This is a genomic window from Cupriavidus basilensis (genome assembly GCF_000876015.1).
In the GTDB taxonomy this organism is placed as follows: Bacteria; Pseudomonadota; Gammaproteobacteria; order Burkholderiales; family Burkholderiaceae; genus Cupriavidus; species Cupriavidus basilensis_B.
Genome location: NZ_BBQM01000023.1, coordinates 144567 through 164251 on the forward strand (window position 1 = coordinate 144567; position 19685 = coordinate 164251).

Sequence of the window (19685 nt, forward strand, 5' to 3'; positions counted from 1 at the left end):
CGCGTCAGGAAGCGCGGAGCGCGAAACCGGCGTCGACGGATTCGACGACCCCGCCGAGACCGATGACGATGACTGCTGTGTTGGGGCGACCGGCTAACGTAGTCATGTGCGGATACCTTGCCAAGAACATCCGTATCTTAGCGGTATCCGCTTCCCGCCACGCCGGCGGCCGTCATGCGATGCGATGATCTGCGCAAAGCCCGACAGCGCCCGGCCGGCGCCGCCGCCCGCTCACCAGCGCAGCAACCGCGGCCCGAGCAGCGCGCCGATCGCCGTGGGCAGCAGCATGCCGAGCACGTACCAGACGCCCCAGAACGCCACGCCCATCTCGGGACAGTGCAGGCAGTAGGCCAGCGTGGCCACCGCGCCGGACAGCAGGCCGCCCACGGCGCCGGTCAGCGCCAGCCGCGTCGGGGCCAGGCCGCGCAGCGCCCAGAACACGGCGATGAACACCGGCACGGACAGCATGACGATGTTGAACGGGCAGACCCGCCAGGTCTGCCCCAATACCGCCGCCATCCGCTCGCCGTCCGGCGTCCGCGCGGCCACGTACAGCGCGGCCAGCCAGATCGACGCGAACGGCACGCCGATGCCGAGCCAGCTGGCGCCCGGCGCCACGCCGGGCCGCGCCAGCCGGGTGGCCATCCACAGCGCGCCCAGCAGCAGCGAGAACGGCAGCGCCACCTTCGCCCAGAACAGCGGCGTGGCCGCGACCTCGGCAAGGTCGGCGCGAACGTGGAACGTGGCGGCGACCAGGACGGCCGCGATCGCGGCGCCCGCGGCGATCGCGGTGCCGAAGCGGCGCGCGAGCGGGTGCCGCTCCACCGGCGTGACGCCGGTGGCGAGCATGGAAATCAGGTCGTCCGTTTTCATCGCGTTCCTCGCATCTTCGCCGCGAGCGCCTTCAGCCCGCGGTGCACCCCCACCTTCACCGCCGACTCCGACAAGCCGGTCATGCGCGCGGCCTCGCTGACCGAGAGCCCCTCCAGCTTGACGTGCACGATCGGCAGGCGCTGCTTGTCGGGCAGCGCGTCGAGCAGCACGTTCAGGTCCCGCCGGGCCTGCGCCGGTTCGAGATCGGGGGCGGCCAGCAGGTCGTGCGCTTCGTCCAGCGGATCGTTCAGCGCGTCGTGGCGCGCGTGCGCGCGGAAGTGGTCCGCCAGCTTGTAGCGCGCGATGGCGTGCACCCACGCCGTCAGCGGCTGGCCCGGCAGGTAGGTGTGCCGTGCGTTGTGCACGGCCAGCAGGACCTCCTGTGTCAGATCCTCGACGTCTTCGGGCTGCCGCCGCAGCCGGTTGCGCAGATAACCGCGCAGCAACGTGGCCAGCTCGGCCAGGAAGCGCGCGTAGGCGGCCTGATCGCCCGCCAGACCGTTCGCGAAGAGAGACTGCAGGTGCGCCTCGCGCCTTTGCAGTGCTCCCTGGTCTGTAGTTCGGTCCATCGCTCGCGTTGGTTACACCGGGCCGGTTGATTTGCCCGAATTCTACGCCGCACTTGCCGTCGTGTGTGGTGCGAGGCGCTTCACCAGGAAATGGCCGGACGGCGTGCCCGCGAAAAAATTTCCGCCGGCTGTAACCGCCCGCGCGCCGGCGGCGAATTCCCCTTCAGACGCACACGACAGCGTGTGAATCTGGCCCCGGCCACCCCCTTTGGCCGGCGCGACGTTCCGGAGGCCGGGGCAGTCCCGGCCGATGTCACCACAATGAGGAGTTACGAATGAACAAGATCGCAATCGCCGTGTTTTCCGCCGCCTTCCTGATGGGCGGCGCCCCGGCATTCGCCCAGACCGGCGGCTCGATGGCCAAGGACGCGATGTCCAAGGAAGGCATGTCGAAGGACGCGATGTCCAAGGATGCCATGTCGAAGGATGGCATGGCCAAGGACGCGATGTCGAAGGACGCCATGCACAAGGACAAGATGGGCAAGTCGAAGCCGCACGACAAGATGGGCAAGGACGGCGACGCCATGTCCGGCGGCGCCGGCAAGTAAGGCAGGACCAACAGGCTGGACCGGGTGCCGCGGGGACAGGCCTCGCGCGGCGCCCGGACTCTGGAGACCGAGATGGAAACCGCTCCTCACGCGATCGCCCCGCCCTCCGCCCCGCACGTGATCCAGCCCGGCTGGGTGCGCATTGCGCACTGGCTCAACGCGCTGGCCGCGGTGGTGATGCTGCTGTCGGGCTGGCGCATCTACAACGCTTCGCCGGTTTTTCCGGGCTTTCGCTTTGCAGACGGCATCACCCTGGGCGGCTGGCTAGGCGGCGCGCTGCAATGGCACTTCGCGGCCATGTGGCTGCTGTTCTTCAACGGGCTGTTCTACCTGGCCATGAACATCGTCACGGGACGGCTCGCCAGGAAGTTCTTTCCAGTGACGCCGCGTGCCGTGCTGCGCGATCTCGCGGCCGCGCTGAAGGGCCATCTCTCCCACGCCGACCCGAGCCGGTACAACGCGGTGCAGAAGCTGGCCTACCTGTTCGTGATGGCCGTGCTGCTCGTGCTGGTGCTGTCGGGCATCGCGATCTGGAAGCCGGTGCAGTTTCCGCTGCTGCGCGAGCTCATGGGCGGCTACGACTTCGCGCGCGTGGTCCATTTCTGCGCCATGTCGCTGCTGGCCGCCTTCGTCGTCGTGCATCTGGTGATGGTGGCGCTGGTGCCGCGCAGCCTGCTGACGATGATTCGCGGACGCTGACGCCCCATCGCCACATCGTCCCATCGCCCCATCACCGCATCACCGCATCACCGCATCACCGCATCGCCACCCAGGACACAGGAGCCCGAACCGTGAACCCGAAACCTCCAGGGCCGAAGCGCGCGGCGATCGACCGCGCGTCGCTGATCATCGACGTGCGCCGCGAACTCGACCAGCCCGCGCGCCGGCTGTTCGGCAAGCGCCTCCTCACGCTCGGCGGCCTCGCCATGCTCACCGGCTGCAGCCTGAGCGACGAGGCATCGGTCGAGACCTTCCTCACGCGCGTCTCGCGCGTCAACGACAGGGTGCAGGGCTGGCTGTTCGACCCGAACCGGCTTGCGCCCACCTACACCGAAGCGCAGATCACGCGCCCGTTTCCGTTCAATGCGTTCTACGGCATCGACGAAGTGACCGTGGTGAACGGCGACGACTTCCGGCTCAAGGTCGGCGGCCTGGTGCAGGACAAGCGCAACTGGACGCTCGACGCGCTCTACGCATTGCCCAAGGCCGAGCAGATCACCCGGCATATCTGCGTGGAGGGCTGGAGCGCCATCGGGCGCTGGGGCGGCACGCCGTTCGCGGGATTTCTCCGGCGCATCGGCGCGGACCCCACGGCGAAATACGTGGGCTTCAGATGCGCGGACGACTATTACGAAAGCATCGACATGGCCACGGCGCTGCATCCGCAGACCCTGCTGACCTTCACCTACGACGGCGAGCGCCTGCCGCCCAAGTATGGCTACCCGATGAAGCTGCGGATGCCGACCAAGCTCGGCTACAAGAACCCCAAGCACATCATGGAACTGTTCGTGACCAATACCTATCCGGGCGGGTATTGGGTGGACCAGGGCTACAACTGGTTCGGCGGTTCGTGAAAACCAGCCGCCGCCAGCCCCGCCGCGCGCCGTCGAGACCGCCAGCCCGCCCGCGATGCCGGCCAGCATCTTCCGTGACCTTCCGTGGCCGGAGCGCGGCTCAGATGCGCGAGCGCCCGATCTCCGCGATGCGTTGCCGCAGCAGTTCCGCCTGCTTCTGCATTTCCTGAATCACCGGCGAGAGCCGGCTGGCGGGCAGGCGCGCCGTGATGGTGGCCAGCGCGATCCCGGCGACGACGGCGCCGGTGCCGTCGTAGACCGGCACGGCTACCGCTCTCGAGCCTAGCACCACGCCCTTGGCGGTATAGCTGTAGCCCTGTTCGCGGACCTCGTGCGCGCGCTCGATCAGCGCGGCGGGATCGACCTTCAGGGCGGCCAGCCGCCTCGCGTTGCGCTGGACGATGGCCTGAATCTCGCTGTCGGTCCGGGACGACAGCAGCACCAGCCCGCTTACGCCGGCGCCGAGCGGGCGCCGCGCGCCGACGTCGATCGACAGCACCTTGACCGGATAGCTGCCCGGCCAGCGTCCGATGCAGACGGAGTCGTCGCCATTCGCGATCGTCAGGAAGATGGTGTCGCCCAGGGTCTCGCTCAGGTATTGCAGGTATGGCTCGGCCGCCGCGCGCAGCGGAAAGCGGGCCACGCGGGCCAGCCCCAGCAGCGTGACTTCGTTGCCGATCGCGTAGCGGCGTGTCTTCGGATTCTGCTCGGCCGCGCCCTCTTCGATCAGCACGCGCAGAATCCGGTGGACGGTGGGCTGGCTCAGTCCCGTGCTCGTCACCACGTCGATCAGGCGCACGCCGCGTTCCTGTCCCGCGGCGACGATCCGCAGGATGGCAAGCGCGCGGCGGATGCTCTGCGCTCCCTCGGAGCCCCTGCCCTTTTCCGCCACGTCGACCACCTCGGTCTCCATGTTCCGGTTGCCGCCGTCGCCGGTTGCCACGGCCGCCGATGCCGCCGCGCTAGCCCGCCTGGCCATTCCCGCTCATGACCGACTTCGCCGTCTGCGCCACCGCGCGCAGCGTCACGATCTCGCCCAGGCTCGCGTAGTTGGGGCCGCCGATGCGGCACACCGGATTCAGCCCGCGCGTGTCGACCTTGCCGTCCTGGTACAGGTCGTCGCGGATATGAAACGCCAGGACCTCGCCGACGACGAATTCGGCGCCGGTCTCGCCGAACTCGATGACGCGCTCCAGCCTGCATTCCATGCTGACGGGAACGTCGGCCAGGCGCGGCGTGCGAATGAGGGTGGACGCCGCGGTGGCCAGGCCGAGGACTTCGACCTCGCTCACGTCGGCGGGATGTTCCTCGCTGCTCAGGTGGATCGCCTGCAGTTGCGTGGCATCGCCGATGTTGATCACGAACTCGCCGCTCGCGTGGATGTTGGCTCCGGTGTCCTTGCGCACGCCGGCCTTGCGCCCGATGTTGACGCCGATCAGCGGCGGCTTGTTCGAGACGAACGTAAAGCACGAGAAAGGCGCGAGGTTGACCACGCCCGCGGGCGATTGCGAGGTGATCCAGGCAATGGGGCGGGGCACGACGACCCCGCTCATCAGACGGTAGGTGGCTTCCGGCGAGAGCGATTCGGCGAGGACTTGCATCTTGTCTCCTGCATTCGGGTTGGAATGGGGCCATTCTGCCCACGCGGCCGTGGCGCCGGAAACCCGCAATGCGCCGATAGTCCACTTTATGGACTATCTGGGTGTTTTTGCATTGCAGCAGATCCGCTCCGATTTGTAAAGTGAGGCTGTCACAGGCCGGATCGAAGCGTCCGGCAAACAGATGACATAACGGAGACACTATGACCAAAGCGCAATTTGCGCGCAGCGCGGCCAGGGCCGCCGTTGCCGCAATCCTGGCTTCCCTCGCTTCACCGATACTGGCGCAGGCATGGCCGGACAAGCCGGTCCGCGTGGTGGTGCCCTATCCGCCGGGCGGCAACGTGGACTCGGCCGGCCGCATCATCGGCGCGAAACTGCAGGAGATCTTCAAGCAGCCGTTCCTGGTCGACAACAAGCCCGGCGCCGGCGGCATGATCGCCGCGGAAGCGGTGGCGAGAGCGCGGCCCGACGGCTATACGCTGTTCCTGGGCGCCAACGGCCCGATCCTGTTCTCGCCCATGATCTACAGGAAGAACAACTACGACTGGAAGAAGGACTTCATTCCCGTCAGCTCGGTGTCGTTCACGCCCGTGATCCTGCAGGTCAACAACGCGGTGCCGTTCAAGACCGTCGGCGAGCTGATCGCCGCCGCCAGGAAACCCGGCAACGACCTGACGATGGCCTCGCCCGGCGCCGGCACGCAGAACCACCTGGCGAGCGAATACCTGCAGCACAAGACCGGCGCGCACTGGATCACCGTGCACTACAAGGGCAACGCGCCGGCGACGACCGACCTGCTCGGCGGCCAGGTCCAGTTCAACTTCGACCAGCTTTCCGTCGCGCTGCCCTTCATCCAGCAGGGCCGCACGCGCGCCCTCGCCGTGGGCTCCGCGAAGCGCCTGCCGCAGTTGCCCAACGTGCCGACCTTCCAGGAGTCCGGCTTCCCCGACATGACGGTGGAAACCTTCACCGGCCTGCTCGCGCCGGCCGGCACGCCGCAGGACATCGTGCAGAAACTGTCCGGCGCGCTGCGGCAGATCCTTGCCGACAAGGACGTGCAGGGCAAGTTCGAAGCGCTGGGCGCGCAAGCGCGCGGCAGCACGCCGGAGCAATTCAAGCAATTCCTGACCAATGAGGACAAGCGATGGACACCGCTGATCAAGCAAGCCAACATCACCGCGGAATGAGTGCGGAAGCGCCGGCCTCCCCGGCGCGCCGCGCCAGCGTCTACGTGGCCGGGTTCAGCCACAAGAACCCGATTCCCGCCGGCTGCCGCATCGGCCCGCTGCTCATGAGCGGGAGCATCCAGGGCAACGATCCGGCCACGGGGAAACCGGCGCAGACCATCGAGGCGCAATGCGAGTACATGCTGGCCAACGTCAGGCGCATCGTCGAGGCGGCCGGCGGCACCACCGGCGACATCGTCAAGCTCACGGTCTGGATGCAGGACCGCAACCAGCGCCCGGCGCTCAACAAGCCCTGGCTGGAGATGTTCCCCGATCCGGAATCGCGCCCGGCGCGGCACACGATGCAAGCCGACCTCGACATGGGAAAGCTGATCGAATGCGACTTCACGGCCTACATTGCGTGAGCGCATGAGCGCATGAGCGCATGAGCGCGTGGCCACGTGAGCGCGTGGCGCGCGCCAGGCCAGTTCCACGAAGACGGCTTCTTCACCGAAGCCGGCCCACATTTCCACCCAGCAGACATGCCAGACTATCTTCCCTTCGATCCGAATCCGCGCGCGCCCGTGCCCTTGCCGCCCGCGCGCAGTTGCGACAGCCAGTTCCACGTGTTCGGCCCGCGCGAGCGCTTTCCGGTGCGGCCCGGCGCGGCCTACGAGATGCCGAGCGCGACATGGCAGGTTGCCCAGCGGCTGCATCGCACGCTCGGCATCGGCCGCGGCGTCATCGTGCAGGCAACCACCTACGGCGCCGACCACGCCGTCGTGCTGGACGCGCTGGCGCATCTCAACCCCGCCACCGGACCGCGCACCTACCTCGGATGCGCCAACGCCGCCGTGCTGACCGAATGCGACGACGCCTATCTGGCGCGGCTGCACGACGCCGGCGTGCGCGGCGCGCGCTTTACGCGGGCCGGTCTCGGCATCAGCATGAGCGCGGCCGAACAGGACAAGGCCTTCGCGCGCATCAGGGAGCTGGGCTGGTACGTCAAGCTCCAGCCGGAGCCCGATGGCATCGCCGCGCAACTGGCCGCCTACGACAAGCTCGACGTGCCGATCCTGCTCGACCACATGGGGCGCGCCGATCCCGCCAGGGGCGATGCGGACCCGACGCTCGCCGCCGTCCTGGAGCGGCTCGCGCGCGGCAACTACTGGGTCATGCTCTCGCTCAGCGAGAAGATCTCCCGCGCGGGCGCGCCCTGGGACGACGTGGTGCCGCTCGCCCAGAGGCTGATCGAGGCCGCGCCCGACCGCTGCGTCTGGGGCAGCGACTGGCCCCATCCGGTTTCCGTCAAGCAGCCGCCGAACGAGGGCGAGCTGCTGGAGCTGCTGTATCGCTTCGCGCCGGACGCCGCCGTGCGCCACAAGATCCTTGTGGACAATCCCGCCAACTTCTTCGGATTCGAAGCATGAAACTCGCAACGTTCAGCGTGGGCACCGGCATTTCCTGGGGCGCCGTGGTCGGCGAAGGCGCCGCCGCGGGCGTGGTCGACCTCGCGCGCCGCCTGCCCGGCATCCACTCGGTCAAGGCACTGCTCGCGGGCGGCGAACCCCTGCTCGCGCGCGCCAGGCAAGCCGCGGCCGAAGCGCGCATCGACCACCGGCTGTCGTCGGTGCAACTGCTGCCGCCGGTGCCGGACCCCGAGAAGATCTTCTGCATCGGCGTCAACTACGCGCACCGCAACGCGGAGTACAAGGACAACAGCGACCTGCCCAGGTATCCGAGCGTCTTCATGCGCGCGCCGGCCTCGCTCGCCGGTCACGGGCAATCCCTGCTGCTGCCGCCGGAATCGAAGCAGCTCGACTACGAAGGCGAGATCGGCATCGTCATCGGCAAGACCGGGCGCCGCATCGCCAGGCCAGAGGCGCGCGCCCATGTCGCGGGCCTGACCTGCATCAACGAGGGCACCATCCGCGACTGGCTGCATCACGGCAAGTTCAACGTGACGCAGGGCAAGAACTTCGACGCTTCCGGCGCGATCGGCCCGTGGATCGTCACCGCGGACGAATTCCCGGACTTCGGCGACATCCGGCTGACGACCCGGGTCAACGGCGAAGTGCGCCAGGACGACACCACGGCGAACCTGATGTTCCCGTTCGACGCGCTGATCGCCTACCTGTCGCAGTTCGCCACGCTCAATCCCGGCGACATCATCGCCACCGGCACGCCGATCGGCGCCGGCGTGCGCTTCGACCCGCCGCGCTTCCTGGTCGCGGGCGACGTGGTCGAGGTCGAGGTCGCCGGCGTCGGCGTGCTCTCCAACGTCGTGCGCGCCGAGGAGGTGCGGCCATGACGCCCGGGCAGCTCAAGGACGCCGCGCTGCGGCTCGAACAGGCGGAGCGCACGCGCGTGCCCTGCCGCCAGTTCTCGCTCGACTATCCCGAGATGCGCATAGAGGACGCCTACGCCATCCAGCACGCCTGGATGGCCCTCAAGCAGGAGAACGGCCGCACCATCAAGGGACACAAGATCGGCCTGACCTCCAAGGCCATGCAGCGGGCGGTCAACATCGGCGAGCCGGATTTCGGCGTGCTTCTCGACGACATGTTCTACCGCGACGGCGCGGCGATTCCTTCGGAGCGCTTCATGCAGCTGCGCATCGAGGCGGAGCTGGCGTTCGTGCTGGACAAGCCGCTGTCCGGCCCGGACTGCACGCTGTTCGACGTGCTGGACGCCACCGCCTACATCACGCCGGCGCTGGAGATCCTGGACGCGCGCATCCAGCGCGTGGACCCGCAGACGCAGCGCACGCGCACCGTGCTCGACACCATTTCCGACAACGCCGCCAACGCGGCGCTCGTGCTGGGCGGGCGCCCGTTCCGCCCCGCCGTGCAGGACGTCGACCTGCGCCGCATCGGCGCCATCGTCAGCAAGAACGGCGAAGTGGAGGAAACCGGCCTGGCGGCCGGGGTGCTCAATCATCCCGGCTATGGCGTGGCGTGGCTCGCCAACCGGCTCCACCGCTACGGCGTGGCGCTCGCGCCCGGCCAGGTGATTCTCGCCGGCTCGTTCATCCGCCCGCTGGAGGTCGCGAAGGGCGACACGATCATCGCCGACTATGGCGACTTCGGCACGGTCTCGTGCTACTTCAGTTGACTTCGGGGAGCACCGCAATGGCGATTGCCGCCAATCATTTCAAGCAGGCGCTGCGCGCGGGACGACCGCAGATCGGCATCTGGTCGGCGCTGGCGAACCACTATACCGCGGAGATCCTCGCCGGCGCGGGATTCGACTGGATCATGCTGGATACCGAGCATGCGCCCAACGACGTGCCGATGGTGCTGCAACAGCTCCAGGCCGTGGCCGCCGATCCGGACCGCAAGACTGCCGCAGTGGTAAGGCCGGCCTGGAACGACCCTGTGCTGATCAAGCGCTTCCTCGACATCGGCGCGCAGACGCTGCTCGTTCCCTATGTGCAGACGGCGGAGGAAGCGGCGGCCGCGGTCCGGGCGGTCCGCTATCCGCCGCTCGGCATTCGCGGCGTCGGCGGCGCCACGGTGCGCGCCACGCGCTTCGGGCGCACCCGCGACTACATGCAGCAGTGCGGCGACGAGATCTGCCTGCTGGTCCAGGTGGAAACCGCGCAGGCGCTGGAGAACCTGGAAGCCATCGCCGGCGTCGACGGCGTGGACGGCGTGTTCATCGGCCCGGCGGACCTCGCCGCGAGCCTGGGGTATCCGGGCCAGCCGGCGCATCCCGCGGTCCGTGCCGAGATCGACAGGGCCATCCGGCGCGTTGCCGCCTGCGGAAAGGCGCCCGGCATCCTGATGGTCGACGAGGCGCGCGCCAGGGAATGCCTGGCGCTTGGCGCGCTGTTCGTCGCCGTGGCGGTCGACATGGTGATGCTCGCGCGCGGCGCCGAAGCCGCCGCGGCGAAGTTCAAGGAACGTCCGGCTAGCGTCTGCTGAAACACGGGGGCATCGGCAGACGCCATCCGCTCAGACCGCTTCGTCCAGCAGCGGATAGTCGTTGTAGCCCGTTTCGTCGTCCGCGTAGATCGTCTCCGCGTTGACCGCGTTGAGCGGCGCGCCGCGGCGGAAGCGCTCCACCAGATCGGGGTTGGCGATGAACGGGCGCCCGAACGCCGCCGCGTCCGCCTCGCCGCGTTCGATGGCGGCCTCCGCGCTTTCCCGCGTCAGCCCTTCGTTGAGGATGTAGGCCCCCTTGAAGATGCGCCGCACGTCGCGGCCGATGCGGTTCTCGCCGCGGTCGAGCGACTCGCGCGCGAAGATGAAGGCGAGGTGGCGCGCGTTGAGCTGCTCGGCGACATAGGTGAACAGCGCGCGCGGGTTCGAGTCGCGCATGGAGTACGAGCTCGACATCAGGTTCAGGTGCACGCCGACGCGGTCCGCGGGCCAGACCGTGAGCAGCGCGTCGACGGCTTCCAGCAGGAAGCGCGCGCGGTTCTCGATGGTGCCGCCGTAGCGGTCGGTGCGCTGGTTGGAGCCGTCGTGCAGGAACTGGTCGAACAGGTAGCCGTTTGCCGCGTGCAGCTCGACGCCGTCGAAGCCCGCGCGTTTGGCATTTTCGGCGCCGACCCGGAAGTCCTCGACGATGCCGGGAATCTCCTCGGTCTCCAGCGCGCGCGGCACGGTGTACGGGCGCTGCGGGCGCACGCGGTTGACGTGGCCTTCCGGCGCGATGGCGCTCGGGGCGACCGGCGGCTGGCCGTCATGGTAGACCGGATCGGAGACGCGCCCGACGTGCCACAGCTGCGAGACGATCAGGCCGCCCGCGGCGTGCACCGCCGCCGTCACCTCTTGCCAGCCGGCAATCTGCTTCTCGGTCCAGATGCCCGGCGTGTTGGGATAACCGACGCCCTGGGGCGTGACCGAAGTCGCTTCGGAAATGACGAGTCCGGCGCTCGCGCGCAGCGCGTAGTGCCGCGCGTTGATGGGGCCCGGGCTGCGCTCGGCGAACGCGCGCATGCGCGTGAGCGGCGCCATGATGATGCGGTTCGGCAGCTTCAGCGCGCCGATCTGGACGGGATCGAAGAGTGAGGACATCTGCGGGTTTCTCGTTTCGGTGTGGAACAGGGCATGGAAGAAGAAAGGAGCGGTGGCTCGGTTTCGGCTGGCTATGGCACGTCGCAAGGCCCGCTGGTATCGCCGCGCCGCCTTCGATGTAACAATATCGGTTACAACATAAACCATCCGCGCCGCCGGCACAAGTCTTTCGTCGTGAACGTTCGCTGCCGGCGAGCCGGATTGACAACCCATGCCGTAACGAATATGGTTACAACCAAACCGACTATCACAGGCCTGCCATGAGCGCCAACAGCCGCCTGACCGTGGCGACCCACATCCTCGCGTGGATGGCGCTCGTCGCGCGGAACCATCCTGAACCGGTCACGTCGGACCGGATCGCCGCCAGCGTCAATACCAACCCGGTGGTGATCCGCCGCACGCTCGGGCTGCTGGCGAAAGCCGGCCTGGTCGAGAGTTATCGCGGCGCCAACGCGGGATGGCGCCTGGCCCGCGGCGCGGACGCCATCAGCCTGCTCGACGTCTTCGATGCGCTGGAAGAAGGCGCGCACTTCGCACTGCACCCTTCCAGGCCCAGCCAGGCGTGCCCAATCGGACGCGGCATCGGCCCGGCGCTGGGCCACGTCTATGCGTCGATCGACGACAGCGTTCGCAGGACGCTTGCCGCCACGACGATCGAAGCGGTGCTCGCGGACACGCTGGCATCGCCATCATCGCCATCACAGAAACGGCGCCGCTGAAGTCACGGCCACGCGCGCCCGCCAGCCGTTACGCTGGCCTTCCACTGCGCATACCGCTCGGGCAGGCAGACGGCGCAGGGCCGGTAGCCCGCAGCGAGCGCCGTGGCTTCGTCGGCGAAGAACACGCGGTGCTTCACATAGCCGCCACGGGCGACGGCCCGCAAGGCAGTGCGGCAGTCGAGGCGGCCATAGATCCGGCCGCGCCGATGGCCGCCGAGCGGCTCCCATATGGCCTGCCGTCCCGGCCGATCAGGGTCCAGGTCCGGGCATCGGCCGCGACCGTGCCGTTCAAGTCAGAACCCCGGCAGCGCCTGGGTCCGGGGCACCACGGGCGGCGGCTGGATCGCCTTCTCGTGTTCGAGCAGCCAGCGCTTCCTGTGCAGGCCCCACGCATAGCCCTTGAGGTCGCCGTTGCTGGCGATCACGCGGTGGCACGGCACGACGATGGCGACCGGGTTGGCGCCGTTGGCCGCGCCGATGTCGATGGCCGCGCGCAGATCGCCGAAGCCCAGGTCTTTCGCCAGCTTGCCGTAGGTCGTGGTGGTCCCGGCCGGAATGCGGCGCAGCGCGGCCCAGACCTGGCGCTGCAGCCCGGAGCCGACCGTGGCCGTCGGCAGGGCGTCGAGTGCGTCGAGGTGCCCGGCGAAATAGCTGGCGATGGCCCCGGCGATCTGCGCTGGCGCGGCGGCATCCGCCAGGTCCGGCTCGCCATAGTGCTCGCGCAGGCCGCGATGCAGACGGGCCTTGTGGTCGGCAAAATCGAGCGCGCGGATGACCTGCTGCGCATCGGTGACGAGCAGCATCTCGCCCAGCGGCGACGCGAGCTTGCTCAGGAACAGTTGCATGATGTGATCCTCCTTCGCAGCAGGACGGCATTGCCCGCTTGCAATGACGCCAGTGTAGAAAGCCCGCCGTTTGCGCGAACTCCGCTCCTTGCGGTCGAATTCCGCGCCGGGTTCCGGCGCGCGCGGCGCCACCGAAAAGGCGCGGCGCGGCAAATGGATTTCACAGCAAGAAACGGCGAGCGCCCGCCGGCGGATTGCCATAGCCTGCAATCGCCGGGAGCCGCGGAATACGTCTTCAAGCATCCTGCTCCGGCTCCCGGCCCGTGTTCACCGATCCGAGGGAGTCCAATCATGCTGCCGTTGCTCGCACTGCATGCGCTCGTAGCCCATCGCGGCGACGGGCTGCGCCCGGAACTGCTCGCCGCGCTGGAACGCCGTGCCGGATGGGAAGCCGGCCTTGGCGCCGGCATCGAGTCCGACAACGGCCAGCCCGGTCGCGGGACGGAAGTCGCCACTGCCGAGAAAAACCATCGCGACGAAGCCTGACCCGCGGCCGGACGACGCGCCGGATGATGCGCTCATCCCCTCTTCCTGCTCGCCGCGCCCGCCTTCGCCTTCTGCTTCTGGCCGGGGTCCAGTTCGTCGAACACCTCGACGAGCCAGTCGATGAATATCCTCAGCCGCTGGCTCAGGTGCCGGTTCTGCGGGTAGACCACGTGCAGCGGATACGGCGGCGGCCGCCAGTCTTCGAGAAAGGCGACCAGCCGGCCGCTCTCGATATACGGCCGGACCTTGAAGGAAAAGAGGTGGATGATGCCGATGCCGGCCAGGCCCGCCGCCAGGTGCGCGTTGCCTTCGTTGACGCTCAGGAAGGCGTTCGGCTGCACTTCGGTGGCCGCGCTGCCGACGCCGAACGGCGACGGCGCGACGCGGCCGGTGCGTTGCGAGATATACCCCACCAGGATGTGATTCCGGCCGAGGTCCGCGATGTCGGCGGGCATGCCGTGGCGCGCGATGTATTCCGGCGTCGCGCACGTGGTCCAGCTCGCACGGCCGACTTCCCGGGCCACGAGAGACTCGTCGCGCATCGGGCCGCCCCGCACCGTGCAGTCGATGCCTTCCTGGATCATGTCGGTGAAGCCGTCGCGCACGCACAGTTCCACCTCCACGTCCGGGTAGCGCGCGTGAAACGCCGGCAGCACCGGAATCAGGAAGCTGCTGGCCAGCGAGGCGCTCACGCCGATCCGGATCTTCCCGGCCGGGCTGGCGTTTTCCACGCCGAATGACGCATTGACCTCGTCCAGCGCATGCAGCAGGGGCAAGGTGCGATCGTAGTAGGCGGCGCCCTCCGGCGTGACGGCGACCATGCGCGTGGTGCGCCGCAGGAGCTTGACCTTGAGCTCGGCTTCGAGGTCCTGGATGATCTTGCTGGCGGTGGCCAGCGGAATGCCGAGCGAGTCCGCCGCCTTGGTGAAGCCGCCCGTCTCGACGACGCGTGCGAACACGCGGATCGCCATCAGGTTGTTCAATCCAGTCCCCTTTTCATCATTGCGTCATCGCGTCACCGCCCCCGCGCCGGCGTTCAGCCGGCGGCCGCGGCCGGCTCCGCCTTGCCGTTCAGGTAGGCGATCAGCGGCTCCAGGTACGGCAGGTCCTCGGCGATCAGGTCCTGCCCGCTGCGGTTCTTCACGCTCGGACGCTCGCCGACGCGGGCGCGCCATTCGAGCAGCGCGGTGTGATCCGCCGGGACCGCGAGCCCCGCGTAGTCGCCGTGCATCAGCGCGGCCCATACGGTGATGTCCGCGACCGAGAACTGCTCGCCGGCCACGTAGGGCTGCGTGCGCAGCACGCCGTCGAAGTACCGCATGCCCGCCATCGCGCGTTCTCCGTGCTTGTCGCCCCACTGCTTCCTGAAAGCCCAGTCGGCGCTCTTGAACGCTTCGTTGGCCTTGCCGAGGCCGGGCGTCGAATGGTGGAAGAATACGCCTATCCCATTGATCAGCTGATCGTCGGCGCGCTTCTGCATCATGTGGATGACGGCTTTCTCGCGCGCGGTGCGTCCGGTGAGGATGGGATTGCCGTCGAGATTGTCGAGGTATTCGGTGATCGCGATGCACTCCGAGATGAACGTGCCGTCGTCGAGTTCGAGCACGGGGACGGTCGAGGTCGGATTCTTCTCCCGAAACGCGCCCTGCTGATGTTCCGCGCCGTAGAGATTGACGCGAACGAATTCCACCTGCGATTCCATTCCCTTCTCGGCCAATGCGATGCGGATGCGTGCCGGATTGGGAAAACCGGTTATGTCGTGTACTTTCATGTGAATCACCTTTTTGCGGGACCTTGCGGCGGAAAATCGGGAGACGGGCGGCGTGCGAGGCACGGCCCCTGACCCGCTGGAGTTGCGGGGGACGAGACGGATGACGGACCTGGGGAGTCGGTGCCGGCGCGTATTCGGCGCGCCGGCGAAAAAAAGCGCCGGGCGCCGCCCGCGCGCGGCATTGCCGCCCGTCGCCCGCGGCCTGGCGGGCAACGCTTCAACTGCGTCGCAGTGTAAGTGAGCGGGCAATGGAGATAAATGCCGCCGGGTGGAAACATCCTCCATCCCGGTGGATAGTGGCCCCGGCCTTATTCAGGACGCCGCAGATGACTCGGTCGCCGAGATCGCGCGCCTGTGCGGCTTCGGATCGGCGACGGGATTCTCGGAGATGTTCAGGAGGATCGCGGGCGTCTTCCCGACGGCGTGGCGTGCCGGACAGCGCAAGTGAGCGGCGCGCCGCCGGACACCACGGTCGGACCGCCAGAGCTATGCCTCGTCAGCCGGGCGCCACCGGCCGGAATCCGGGCACACGCCGGCGCTGGCGCCGTTCAGCCAGACCTGTTCTTCTTGCGGCTGCGGCGCGGTCGCGGAGGCCACGTCGAAGACAACCCCGAGCGCCTGCCCGACGCGGGCGTCTTCGATGGGAAGCTCCCAGGTCAGGAACAGCTGGGTGCAGTCCGGCTCGGCCGGGAAGTCGGCCGCGTGGAAGCCGCTGCCGCCGCGCCGGATGACGCCATGAGGCTGGCAGGTATCGAATATCAGGGCCGTGCCGCGGGTCAGCGGGATGCGCAGATCCAGCGCGGGAAAATGCACGTCCTGGCCCTTGTCCTCGCTCACGAAGAGATTGCAGAAAGCCGCGCCGCCGTATTGCGTGCCGTCATGGTGATACCGCGCGCCGCGGCAGGCCATGAGCGCGACGTCGCTGGCGGCGAGCACGCCGGGCAGCCCGAGCGCGCCCGCCCAGTCGGCCATCGCCTGCACGCAGCGCGCGTAGTCCGGCCAGCGCGCCCGCGCCCGGGCCAGCGGCATGGCCTCGACGTCTCCGGGTTCCAGGATCAGGCGGGACGACAATTCCCTGCTCCAGTCCGCCAGCAGCCGCGCGGGCGGCGCGGGTATGTCGACCGTGCCGGCCAGCACGACGCCGCTCACGCGCCGGCTGCGGATGGCGTCGCCGCTCCAGAAGTAGGAAGTGGGCTGGTCTTGTGCCGGATGCGGTGGAGGGCGGTGGTTCATCGGGATCGGGGTAACGCGGTGGCCGCGGCAAGGTAACGGATCATAGCGCGCCGGGCCGCCCGTGCTCGCCCGGTGCGGCGCGCCCGTTCTCCGGCGCGGCGTCTGCCATGTATCGCCCGGGCGTCGTCCCCAGCGCGCGGCGGAACATGTCGATGAAGGCGCTGACGTTGTCGTAGCCTAGCTCGAGCGCGATCGTCGTCACCGGCAGCCCGTCCGCGATCAGCTCGAGCGCGCGCAGCAGGCGGGCCTGCTGGCGCCATTGCGCGAAGGTCAGGCCGGTCTCCGCCACGAAGCGGCGGCTCAGCGTGCGCGGCGCGACGCCGGCCCACGCGGCCCATTGGCCGAGGTGGCGGTTGTCCGCGAGGTCGCCGGCCAGCGCGTCCGTGATGCGGATGAGCCTGGGATCTTCGGGAAGCGGCAGGCCGAGCGATGCCGCCGGCGAGGCGGCGAGCTCGTCGAGGATGACCTCGGCAACGCGCGCCTGCGCCGGATCGAGCGCGGCGCCGGGCCAGGTCGCGGCGCGCCGCACGGCTTCGCGCAGCAAGGGCGTGGCCAGGATGGCGCGCGGTTCCCGCGGCAGCGGTGCGCAGCGCTCTTCGGCGATGAACACGCTCCAGCCCGAGAACGGGCCGTATGAGCGCACCGCGTGAGGACAATGCGGCGGAATCCAGATCGCGTGGATCGCGGGGACGACCCACTGGTGCTTGTCCAGCCCGACCGAGACGAGGCCGCTGAGCGCGCCCATGAGCTGCCCGCGCGCGTGGCTGTGCGACGACTTGGCGCGCGCCTCGCTTTGCGTGAGCTCGGCCGCGACGAGGAACGGGCCGGCCGGCGAGGTCATGAGGTCCGGGCGAATGATGGGCGTGAACATGGCCAAAACACGGTATGGAATGGCATTTATACCGGAGACCGGTCGCATGCGCACGCCTACACTGGCCACACCTGATCGCCATTGCCAAGGAACCGCCATGAAAGCCGCTGTCGTCAAGGAAGCCGGCCAGCCGCCGGTCTACGCCGACTTCCCCTGCCCCGCCGCGCAGGACGGCCATCATCTGGTCGACGTCACCGCCGCCGCGTTGAGCCGCGTCACGCGCGCCAAGGCGGCGGGCTCGCACTATTCGTCGTCGGACGTCCTGCCGTTCGTGGCGGGCCTCGATGGCACCGGGCGGCGCGAAGACGGCCAGCGCATCTATTTCTTCGGACCGCAGGCGCCGTTCGGCGCGATGGCGGAACGCACCCTGGTACGCGCGGCGCACTGCATTCCCCTGCCCGATGCGCTCGACGACGTCACCGCGGCCGCGATCGCGATCCCGGGCATGTCGTCCTGGGCGGCGCTCACCGAGCGGGCGCGCTTCGCGCGGGGCGAGACGGTGCTGGTCAACGGCGCGACGGGCGCCTCGGGGCGGCTCGCCGTGCAGATCGCGAAATATCTCGGCGCCGGCAAGGTCATCGCGACCGGCCGCAACGCGGCCGTGCTGGCCACGCTCGGGCGCCTCGGCGCCGACGCCACGATTTCGCTGGAGCAGGACGAGAGCAGCCTGAGCCGGGCCTTCGAATCGCATTTCCGCGCGGGCGTGGACGTGGTGCTGGACTACCTGTGGGGCGCCAGCGCGCGCTCGCTGCTGATCGCCGCGGCAAAAGCCGCCGCCGAGGCGGATCCGGTCCGCTTCGTCCAGATCGGCTCGGTCAGCGGCGCCGACCTCCAGTTGCCGGGCGCGGTGCTGCGCGCCGCCCCGATCACCCTGCTGGGCAGCGGCATCGGCAGCATCGCCCTGCCGCGCCTGCTGCATGCGGTGAAGGCGGTGCTCGACGCGTCCGTACCCGCCGGACTCCAGATCGCGACCGAGGCGGTCCCGCTCGCGGCATTGGGCCGCTACTGGGAGAACGCGGACCGCCTCGCGCGGACTGTCTTTACGCCGCGTCCGCGCGAGTGACGGGACGGTGCGGGCAATGCGGGCCGGCGCCCGGACAAAGCGCCGGGCACGCCCCTACGGACATTGCCGCATTGCCTCCGCGAAGAAATCGGCGGTGCCGAAGTTCCCCGACTTGAGCGCGAGCGAAAGCGGCGCCGCGTCGATCGATTGCGTCCACGGCACGCCGGGCGCGATCGGCTCGCCGATGCGCAGGCCCGTGACTTCGAGCGCCTTGACCACGGCCCCGGAGGTCTCGCCGCCGGCGACGACGAACTTGTCGAATCCCGCCTGCCGCAGCCTTGCCGCGATCGACGACAGCGCCGCCTCCACCAGCAGGCCCGCCGGCCCCGCGCCGAGTTCGGCCTGCACCCTGGCGACTTCGTCGGGCCGCGCGCTCGCGTAGACGAGAACCGGTTCGTCGTGCCCGAGAACCCATGCGACGGCGCCGGCAACCACATCCTCGCCGCGATGCAGCGCCAGCGGGTCGATCTTCAGTCCCGGACGATGCCTGAGCCACTGCTCCAGCTGAACGTTGGTGGCGACCGAGCAGCTTCCCGACAGCAGGACCATCCGCCCGGGGCGCGCCCGCGGGCGCGCCGCCCGCGTCGAGGCGGCGAGCAGCCCCGCCCGCCGGAAATTCTCGGGCAGGCCCAGTGCGAGGCCGGAGCCGCCGCTCAGCAGCGGCATGTCCGCCGCGGCGGCGCCGATGCGATGGAGATCGTCGTTGTCGATGGCGTCGACGATGGCAATCCGCGCGTCACCTTGCCGGCACCGGTCGAACGCGGCCCGGATCGCCTCATGGCCTTTGGCCACGACGCCGTGGTCGACCAGCGCCACCCGATGCGCCGTCTGCGGCGCGAGCAGCCTGACCAGGTTCGCGTCCGTCATCGGCGTCAGCGGATGGTTCCTCATGCCGGACTCGCTCAGCAGCTCGTCGCCCACGAACAGATGGCCCTTGTAGACGGTCCGGCCATTGTCGGGCAGCGCCGGGCACGCGATGGTGAAGCGCGTGTCCAGCTCGCGCATCAACGCATCGAGCACCGGCCCGATGTTGCCGCGCGGCGTCGAATCGAACGTCGAGCAGTACTTGAAGTAGAACTGCCTGCAGCCTTCCTGCCTGAGCCAGCGCAGGGCGTCCAGCGACTCGCGCACCGCCTGCGCGGCGGGCATGGTGCGCGTCTTCAGCGCCACCACGATGGCATCCGTCCCGGTCAGCCGCTGTTGCGGGATGCCGATGGTCTGAATCGTTCGCATGCCGCCCTTGACGAGCATGCTCGCCAGATCGGTGCCGCCGGTGAAGTCGTCGGCGATGCAGCCCAGCAGTGGTCTCGACACTATCCCGTCCTTCCCAGTGAAATCCCGC

General features: G+C 69.0%; 24 protein-coding genes and 1 pseudogene. 13 read left to right on the forward strand and 12 right to left on the reverse strand.

The window, feature by feature from the left end:
- Nucleotides 1-231: 231 nt before the first annotated feature.
- Both KF708C_RS25365 and KF708C_RS25370 read right to left on the reverse strand, forming a co-directional pair.
- Entirely contained in the window at nucleotides 232-873 is a 642-nt protein-coding gene (locus KF708C_RS25365; protein ID WP_059413681.1) for a DUF1109 domain-containing protein, read from the reverse strand.
- Nucleotides 870-1442, reverse strand: coding sequence for a sigma-70 family RNA polymerase sigma factor (locus KF708C_RS25370; RefSeq protein ID WP_059413683.1), 573 nt, complete (start codon nucleotides 1440-1442; stop codon nucleotides 870-872). The genes KF708C_RS25365 and KF708C_RS25370 overlap by 4 nt, the downstream gene beginning before the upstream one ends.
- A gap of 275 nt (nucleotides 1443-1717) precedes the next feature.
- Between KF708C_RS25370 and KF708C_RS25375 the strand changes: the two genes are divergently transcribed.
- The 3 genes from KF708C_RS25375 (at nucleotide 1718) to KF708C_RS25385 (ending at nucleotide 3564) form a co-directional block, all read left to right on the forward strand.
- Nucleotides 1718-1990 (forward strand): pentapeptide MXKDX repeat protein, encoded by a 273-nt coding sequence (locus tag KF708C_RS25375; RefSeq protein WP_059413685.1) that lies wholly within the window; start codon nucleotides 1718-1720, stop codon nucleotides 1988-1990.
- Between the two features lie 72 nt (nucleotides 1991-2062).
- The gene (locus KF708C_RS25380) at nucleotides 2063-2689 is read left to right on the forward strand and encodes a cytochrome b/b6 domain-containing protein (RefSeq protein WP_020200690.1); all 627 of its coding nucleotides are present in this window, start codon (nucleotides 2063-2065) and stop codon (nucleotides 2687-2689) included.
- Nucleotides 2690-2781: 92 nt separating this feature from the next.
- Nucleotides 2782-3564 carry a molybdopterin-dependent oxidoreductase gene (locus KF708C_RS25385; protein ID WP_059413687.1) on the forward strand — a complete coding sequence of 261 codons (783 nt, stop codon included), beginning with the start codon at nucleotides 2782-2784 and terminating at the stop codon, nucleotides 3562-3564.
- Between the two features lie 100 nt (nucleotides 3565-3664).
- On the opposite strand, the gene KF708C_RS25390 is transcribed toward KF708C_RS25385, so the two are convergent.
- Together KF708C_RS25390 and KF708C_RS25395 are read right to left on the reverse strand one after the other, a co-directional pair.
- A complete protein-coding gene (locus KF708C_RS25390) occupies nucleotides 3665-4477 on the reverse strand; it encodes an IclR family transcriptional regulator (RefSeq protein WP_059413897.1) in 813 nt (270 codons plus the stop codon).
- A gap of 49 nt (nucleotides 4478-4526) precedes the next feature.
- A complete protein-coding gene (locus KF708C_RS25395) occupies nucleotides 4527-5165 on the reverse strand; it encodes a flavin reductase family protein (protein ID WP_059413689.1) in 639 nt (212 codons plus the stop codon).
- A gap of 200 nt (nucleotides 5166-5365) precedes the next feature.
- Here KF708C_RS25395 and KF708C_RS25400 point away from each other — a divergent pair, with 200 nt between their 5' ends.
- The 6 genes from KF708C_RS25400 (at nucleotide 5366) to hpaI (ending at nucleotide 10257) form a co-directional block, all read left to right on the forward strand.
- On the forward strand, nucleotides 5366-6352 hold the full coding sequence (locus KF708C_RS25400) for a Bug family tripartite tricarboxylate transporter substrate binding protein (protein ID WP_020200694.1): 987 nt from the start codon (nucleotides 5366-5368) through the stop codon (nucleotides 6350-6352).
- Entirely contained in the window at nucleotides 6349-6756 is a 408-nt protein-coding gene (locus tag KF708C_RS25405) for a RidA family protein (protein ID WP_059413691.1), read from the forward strand. The genes KF708C_RS25400 and KF708C_RS25405 overlap by 4 nt, the downstream gene beginning before the upstream one ends.
- Before the next feature lie 117 nt (nucleotides 6757-6873).
- Entirely contained in the window at nucleotides 6874-7761 is an 888-nt protein-coding gene (locus KF708C_RS25410; RefSeq protein ID WP_020423628.1) for an amidohydrolase family protein, read from the forward strand.
- Nucleotides 7758-8642: a fumarylacetoacetate hydrolase family protein gene (locus KF708C_RS25415; protein WP_059413693.1), complete on the forward strand. Its 885-nt coding sequence runs from the start codon at nucleotides 7758-7760 to the stop codon at nucleotides 8640-8642. Before KF708C_RS25410 ends, KF708C_RS25415 begins: the two co-directional genes overlap by 4 nt.
- On the forward strand, nucleotides 8639-9445 hold the full coding sequence (hpaH, locus tag KF708C_RS25420) for a 2-oxo-hept-4-ene-1,7-dioate hydratase (RefSeq protein WP_020200698.1): 807 nt from the start codon (nucleotides 8639-8641) through the stop codon (nucleotides 9443-9445). Before KF708C_RS25415 ends, hpaH begins: the two co-directional genes overlap by 4 nt.
- A gap of 17 nt (nucleotides 9446-9462) precedes the next feature.
- Nucleotides 9463-10257: a 4-hydroxy-2-oxoheptanedioate aldolase gene (hpaI, locus tag KF708C_RS25425; protein ID WP_059413696.1), complete on the forward strand. Its 795-nt coding sequence runs from the start codon at nucleotides 9463-9465 to the stop codon at nucleotides 10255-10257.
- Between the two features lie 30 nt (nucleotides 10258-10287).
- Here the strand turns inward: hpaI and KF708C_RS25430 are convergent, their stop codons facing one another.
- A complete protein-coding gene (locus KF708C_RS25430; RefSeq protein ID WP_059413697.1) occupies nucleotides 10288-11355 on the reverse strand; it encodes an alkene reductase in 1068 nt (355 codons plus the stop codon).
- A 260-nt stretch (nucleotides 11356-11615) separates the two neighbouring features.
- Here KF708C_RS25430 and KF708C_RS25435 point away from each other — a divergent pair, with 260 nt between their 5' ends.
- The gene (locus KF708C_RS25435; protein ID WP_020200701.1) at nucleotides 11616-12074 is read left to right on the forward strand and encodes an Rrf2 family transcriptional regulator; all 459 of its coding nucleotides are present in this window, start codon (nucleotides 11616-11618) and stop codon (nucleotides 12072-12074) included.
- 2 nt (nucleotides 12075-12076) lie between these two features.
- On the opposite strand, the pseudogene KF708C_RS25440 reads toward KF708C_RS25435, so the two are convergent.
- Nucleotides 12077-12366 (reverse strand): annotated as a pseudogene (locus KF708C_RS25440) (Ada metal-binding domain-containing protein).
- 1 nt (nucleotide 12367) lies between these two features.
- Nucleotides 12368-12919, reverse strand: a complete 552-nt coding sequence (locus tag KF708C_RS25445; RefSeq protein WP_059413701.1) for a methylated-DNA--[protein]-cysteine S-methyltransferase — start codon at nucleotides 12917-12919, stop codon at nucleotides 12368-12370.
- Nucleotides 12920-13210: 291 nt separating this feature from the next.
- Here KF708C_RS25445 and KF708C_RS35935 point away from each other — a divergent pair, with 291 nt between their 5' ends.
- Nucleotides 13211-13405, forward strand: coding sequence for a hypothetical protein (locus KF708C_RS35935; protein WP_156173947.1), 195 nt, complete (start codon nucleotides 13211-13213; stop codon nucleotides 13403-13405).
- 32 nt (nucleotides 13406-13437) lie between these two features.
- Here the strand turns inward: KF708C_RS35935 and KF708C_RS25455 are convergent, their stop codons facing one another.
- The gene (locus tag KF708C_RS25455; protein WP_020200705.1) at nucleotides 13438-14388 is read right to left on the reverse strand and encodes a LysR family transcriptional regulator; all 951 of its coding nucleotides are present in this window, start codon (nucleotides 14386-14388) and stop codon (nucleotides 13438-13440) included.
- A gap of 53 nt (nucleotides 14389-14441) precedes the next feature.
- Entirely contained in the window at nucleotides 14442-15176 is a 735-nt protein-coding gene (locus KF708C_RS25460; RefSeq protein WP_081651290.1) for a glutathione S-transferase family protein, read from the reverse strand.
- A 289-nt stretch (nucleotides 15177-15465) separates the two neighbouring features.
- Here KF708C_RS25460 and KF708C_RS37085 point away from each other — a divergent pair, with 289 nt between their 5' ends.
- Nucleotides 15466-15624, forward strand: coding sequence for a helix-turn-helix domain-containing protein (locus tag KF708C_RS37085; protein WP_370552855.1), 159 nt, complete (start codon nucleotides 15466-15468; stop codon nucleotides 15622-15624).
- A 38-nt stretch (nucleotides 15625-15662) separates the two neighbouring features.
- Here the strand turns inward: KF708C_RS37085 and KF708C_RS25465 are convergent, their stop codons facing one another.
- Nucleotides 15663-16409 carry a hypothetical protein gene (locus tag KF708C_RS25465; RefSeq protein ID WP_059413705.1) on the reverse strand — a complete coding sequence of 249 codons (747 nt, stop codon included), beginning with the start codon at nucleotides 16407-16409 and terminating at the stop codon, nucleotides 15663-15665.
- Nucleotides 16410-16449: 40 nt separating this feature from the next.
- Nucleotides 16450-17280: an AraC family transcriptional regulator gene (locus tag KF708C_RS25470; RefSeq protein WP_059413707.1), complete on the reverse strand. Its 831-nt coding sequence runs from the start codon at nucleotides 17278-17280 to the stop codon at nucleotides 16450-16452.
- A 97-nt stretch (nucleotides 17281-17377) separates the two neighbouring features.
- Between KF708C_RS25470 and KF708C_RS25475 the strand changes: the two genes are divergently transcribed.
- On the forward strand, nucleotides 17378-18343 hold the full coding sequence (locus KF708C_RS25475; RefSeq protein ID WP_059413709.1) for a quinone oxidoreductase family protein: 966 nt from the start codon (nucleotides 17378-17380) through the stop codon (nucleotides 18341-18343).
- A gap of 54 nt (nucleotides 18344-18397) precedes the next feature.
- Here KF708C_RS25475 and otnK read toward each other — a convergent pair whose 3' ends face one another.
- A complete protein-coding gene (otnK, locus tag KF708C_RS25480; protein WP_059413711.1) occupies nucleotides 18398-19657 on the reverse strand; it encodes a 3-oxo-tetronate kinase in 1260 nt (419 codons plus the stop codon).
- Nucleotides 19658-19685 lie beyond the last annotated feature (28 nt).